Consider the following 3,998-nt stretch of genomic DNA (forward strand, 5'->3'; position numbering starts at 1 on the left):
ATCATATTTATTAAGCATTCCTTCTAATGACATCTTTAGTTGGAATATCATGTCGATGACAAAGGAAACATTAAAAAATCATTTCAACAACAATAGATTTTTCTTTGTCGGTTGGTTTATTTTAACGTATGGCATAATTCTACTGATATCTATATTAGCATCTTCATTACTAAACGCGCTTAACATAAAGGTCTGGAAGACAATAATTATTGCAATATCTATATCAATGGCATACATCGGAATGGAAGTCGTATCGCCAATATATATAGGGAATGATAATGCTTATATGGCGAATGTGTTATCACAGATTTTAGTCGGGCTATCATTCTTCATGCTTGGTAACGTAACTGGCTGTAAAATATGGGGATACATGAACCTCAATATTTTTGTAGTTATATTTGTGATAAGCTTTATTCTTACCACTAGTGGATTGCTTGAGCCTATGAATATGTCAGGTAGTTATTATTCTGGTTTTTTCATTGTAACTATGTTTGGTGCCGTTTCGGGAATATACTCTGTATTCTTCATATCAAGTATTCTTTCATCACAAGAGTATAGCTTTTTTTCTGAGATTGGAGAGTCGAGCAAGTATATAATGAGCTATCACATCCTTATATTCCTGTTAATCGATATAATTTACTACTTTTTAGGTAAAAATGATATGACATCTATTTCCGGTGACGGGTACAGGATGTACATAAATATCTATTCTTGGGCTGTATATGTTCCTGCTGGTGTTATTGCTCCTTTATTCATAAAAAGAGCAATGGATAAACTTGCGAAAAGGTAAAGTTAATTACTTTTCAATAACCAGAGTTATTTGTTTTTCCAAACCTTGACGAAATAGTGGTAACTTGTGAAATATTTGATGTGAAATTATTGTTTGCTATATTAAACGGCCCTCCATTATCTCCATCCTTAATAAACATATCAAAATTGTTAGCCTGAAAATCGCATCCAGTCATTTTGACATTTTTTGCCTGGTCAAAAGCAACAGCCGTTGCAGGCAGCCCTATAAATGAACAAGTTGACACTCCAATCATGTCACAGTTACCAGTGAACCTAACCCCACTTGCGCTAGTGTTAAACGTAGTATTAGATATTTTTACATCTTTAATTGATGAGTTACCTACGCTATTATTTGTATCTACTCCTATTCCTGTTGTGGTATTTGTGGCGGTTGCCATATAACAACAATCCACGACAACGCCCTCTACAGGGAAAGCAACAGGATCAATATACAGGCATGAAGTAGATGCTTGGTCCATCACCCGCCCTATCATCCTGCGCCACTACGAAAAGCTAAAGCCACTTGGCTACAAGCTGGCTTGGCTTCTTTTCGCCATCGGTGTGCTGAATGGTCAGTTTAAGTGGAACAGGTGATGGGGTTGATAAAGAGATAAGAGGCCAGCCATGACAATCAATAAAGAGTCACTTAGCCCTGACTCGCTAGTAGATATGAAATTCATTACCGCGGACACCGGTATGACATCCAAATGGTTTTATGATCTGATTAAGCGAGGGGTATTCCCAAAGCAAATTAAACTTGGGCGAATGTCTCGTTGGAAGTATTCTGATTATCTTGCGTGGAAATCGAACCTGGAAATCGAACCACGGAAAGCAGCATGAAAAACGGATTGGGGGTGTTATTGGGGGTATCCATATAACACCACAATTAAAAACCCTTTTAAATAGCGTCTCTCAGGCGATTTAGTGAAGTCAGTCGGGACACCATTTTAATGTCTGCGAACGTCCACTCAAGTCTATTTTATTCTATAAATTCAGCAATTTAAACCCATCACTTCGTCTACCAAGTTCCAATAACTTTTATCAACATCCTGCACATTTTGTTGGTATAACAGTTGGTATGGTAAGTTCGATAATGCAGATACCATCAGTATGGGAGGTTTTCTATGGCACTCACTGAGGTAAAAGTCAGAAACGCTAAACCTGCTGAGAAGCCGATAAAGCTGACTGATGGTAGTGGTATGCACCTTCTGATTCAGCCCAGCGGTTCGAAATATTGGCGTCTGCAATACCGTTTTGCCGGTAAACAAAAAATGTTGGCGTTAGGTGTTTATCCTGAAATCTCTCTTGCCACTGCACGCCTTAGAAGAGACGAAGCAAGAAAGCTAATCGCAAACAACATAGATCCGGGTGAGAAGCGAAAATCTGAAAAGATTGAAGAAAAAGGGTTGCTCACATTCGAAACGGTTGCAAGAGATTGGCATTCGAGCAACAGGACATGGTCTGATAGTCACAGAACCACAGTGTTAAACAGCTTAATCACTCATCTGTTTCCAGTTATTGGTAAACGGAACATCACTGAACTCAAAACCCGTGATTTATTGCTTCCGCTAAAAAACGCTGAGAAAAGCGGGCATCTTGAAGTGGCTTCGCGTTTACAACAACGCATAACAGCCATAATGCGATATGCCGTCCATAACGCTTTGATTGACCAAAATCCCGCCTATGACCTTTCGGGTGCCGTGACAACACCTAAAAGCACTCATCGCCCTGCTCTCCCCTTCGAACAGCTACCTGAGCTTCTAAGACGAATTGAAGCTTATAAAGGTAAAGGCATAACGCAAATCGCAGTCCAGTTAACTCTGCTGACTTTCATCCGTTCAAGTGAACTTAGGTTCGCACGTTGGTCCGAAGTGAATTTCGAAAATTCCTTATGGACGATCCCAGGAGAACGTCAAGAGTTGGATGGAGTTAAGTATTCTGGCAGAGGCTCGAAAATGAAAAACCCTCACCTTGTGCCATTGAGCAAACAAGCCAAAACCCTGCTCGAAAAACTTCATTCTATCAGTGGCGATAAAGAACTTATGTTCATAGGTTTTAGTCGTGATGACAAACCAATCAGCGAAAACACTGTCAACAAGGCCCTGCGCACTATGGGCTACGATACAAAGAAGGAAGTGTGTGGACATGGTTTTCGAACCATGGCCTGTAGTGCTCTAATTGAGTCTGGACTGTGGTCAAGAGATGCTGTTGAACGTCAAATGAGCCATCAAGAACGAAACTCCGTCCGAGCAGCATACATACACAAAGCAGAACATCTCGAAGAAAGGAAACTAATGCTCCAATGGTGGGCTGACTACCTTGAAGCATGTGAAGCGAGGGAACTGACTCCTTTTTCGTTTTGTAACAAAGCTGGATTTTAGCGAGCTAAAGGACACTCAAATCGATACAAAACTATTACTAATGAACTAAGCATTTTTAGTTACTACTATAGTATAGACATCCCAATCGCAACAGAATATATGATTAGCAAGATAATAGTCAATTAACGATAACTTAATGACACAACAACTTCACACCAACCCTGTATAAAAAAAACAGTTAAAATTAATTAATTTTGTGGGCAAATCATGAAATAGAGACTTAACAAGCCTAATGCCGTTTGTTATGGTAAGCATTCGTAATAATCCATTACTTAGTTAGAATCCCTTAACTCTTTTGTTTACATCAGTGGACACCTACATGGATATCTTTGACAAAACGAGTGCAGAAAAAAAATCGATAGGGTTTTCCTATCAGGATTATGTAGCTCTAAAACATGCATTAGAACTCAAACCAGGTGAGAGCATAGGCATAGAGGTGTTCGATGACGTTCATCTTGAAAGTATCAGTGGAAAAAAAACGTTCATTCAGGTAAAGCATTCTATAAATAACTCAAGCAATGTAACGAATAAAGATATTGATCTATGGAAAACCTTATATAATTGGTCAGAAGCAATAAAATTAGTTGATGATAAAGATGTTAAGTTAGTATTCTATACCAATAAAAAACTGACACAAGAGAATGGAATTGTACAGCTTTTATCCGCTACAATAAAAAACAAAAAAGATATAAAAGCTGAAATAAAATCCATACTTAAAGAACACAAGAATCATGAAGACGAAATTTATAAATTTATATCTACAATTCATAACCTTCCAGCTAAAATGGCAAATCGGTTATTTGAAAGTATAAGTTTTTCTCATAGTGA

At 38.2% G+C, this 3,998-nt stretch carries 3 protein-coding genes and 1 pseudogene; 3 read left to right on the forward strand and 1 reads right to left on the reverse strand.

Annotation, left to right across the window (positions count from 1 at the left end; translation table 11 throughout):
- Positions 1-790, forward strand: a 790-nt coding sequence (locus V2A85_RS22455; RefSeq protein ID WP_420072413.1) for a hypothetical protein, incomplete at its 5' end; no start/stop codon positions are given.
- A gap of 13 nt (positions 791-803) precedes the next feature.
- Here the strand turns inward: V2A85_RS22455 and V2A85_RS22460 are convergent.
- On the reverse strand, positions 804-1,268 hold the full coding sequence (locus tag V2A85_RS22460) for a hypothetical protein (RefSeq protein WP_420072414.1): 465 nt from the start codon (positions 1,266-1,268) through the stop codon (positions 804-806).
- A gap of 645 nt (positions 1,269-1,913) precedes the next feature.
- On the opposite strand from V2A85_RS22460, the gene V2A85_RS22465 reads away from it, so the two are divergent.
- Together V2A85_RS22465 and V2A85_RS22470 are read left to right on the forward strand one after the other, a co-directional pair.
- Positions 1,914-3,170: a tyrosine-type recombinase/integrase gene (locus tag V2A85_RS22465; RefSeq protein WP_420072415.1), complete on the forward strand. Its 1,257-nt coding sequence runs from the start codon at positions 1,914-1,916 to the stop codon at positions 3,168-3,170.
- Between the two features lie 319 nt (positions 3,171-3,489).
- Positions 3,490-3,998: pseudogene (locus V2A85_RS22470) on the forward strand (hypothetical protein); the annotation flags it as partial.

The sequence above is a fragment of the Yersinia sp. 1252 StPb PI genome, from assembly GCF_048593885.1.
GTDB classification, from domain to species: domain Bacteria; phylum Pseudomonadota; class Gammaproteobacteria; order Enterobacterales; family Enterobacteriaceae; genus Yersinia; species Yersinia enterocolitica_E.